Annotated in this window: 1 protein-coding gene and 1 pseudogene; both read left to right on the top strand. The window is 35.7% G+C overall.

What is annotated here, in order from left to right; genetic code table 11:
* Window positions 1–288, top strand: a pseudogene (locus RT405_RS13225) (hypothetical protein); the annotation flags it as partial.
* A gap of 61 nt (window positions 289–349) precedes the next feature.
* The coding region (locus tag RT405_RS13220) for a YlbG family protein (RefSeq protein ID WP_313470304.1) at window positions 350–607 on the top strand (258 nt) is incomplete at its 3' end.

Below are 607 nucleotides of genomic sequence, written 5' to 3'. Positions count from 1 at the left end.
AAAGATGACGGAACCGGAATAAACGAGCATGAAATAGATGAATATCCACCGTTAACGACTGATTTAATTCAAGAAAAGTTAAAGCTAGAGGAAGTACCTTTAGCGGATACTCGGGTTTTGTATTCGAATCAATCAGCTGACTCTACTTGGAACGCATCTTTTTGGTTTAGTATTGAAAATCAGCGGGTACTCTTGATGGATCCGAACCTAAAAAGAATCGGTATTGCTTTTCGCGGACAAGAAGTTCTTTTGATTCTAGATAGAGATACATCAAATTCTATGAAATGATATTAAAATCAGCTGTTAAGATAGAAAAAATAACTGGAGCATAAGAAGAGGAGGGGCGATAATGGAGTTAGTGTTAAACAAACGACAAGGGATCATTGTATGGGTGTACAGTCTAAGACATTTAAAAACGTTAAAGCGATTTGGTTTGATTCATTACGTTTCCAAGCGCATGAAATACATTGTTCTATATGTTAATCAATCAGAAGTAGAAACAACGGAAAGAAAATTAAAAGAACTACATTTTGTCCGTCAGGTAGAGCCATCTTATAGACCGCTAATCAATATGGACTTTAAAGAAATACTTGGGAAATCAGCTCCT

The sequence above is a fragment of the Carnobacterium sp. genome (assembly GCF_032094055.1).
Classification (GTDB): Bacteria; Bacillota; Bacilli; order Lactobacillales; family Carnobacteriaceae; genus Carnobacterium_A.
The sequence above is the reverse complement of the archived record's forward strand: the minus strand, read 5'-3'. Positions and strand labels throughout refer to the sequence as shown.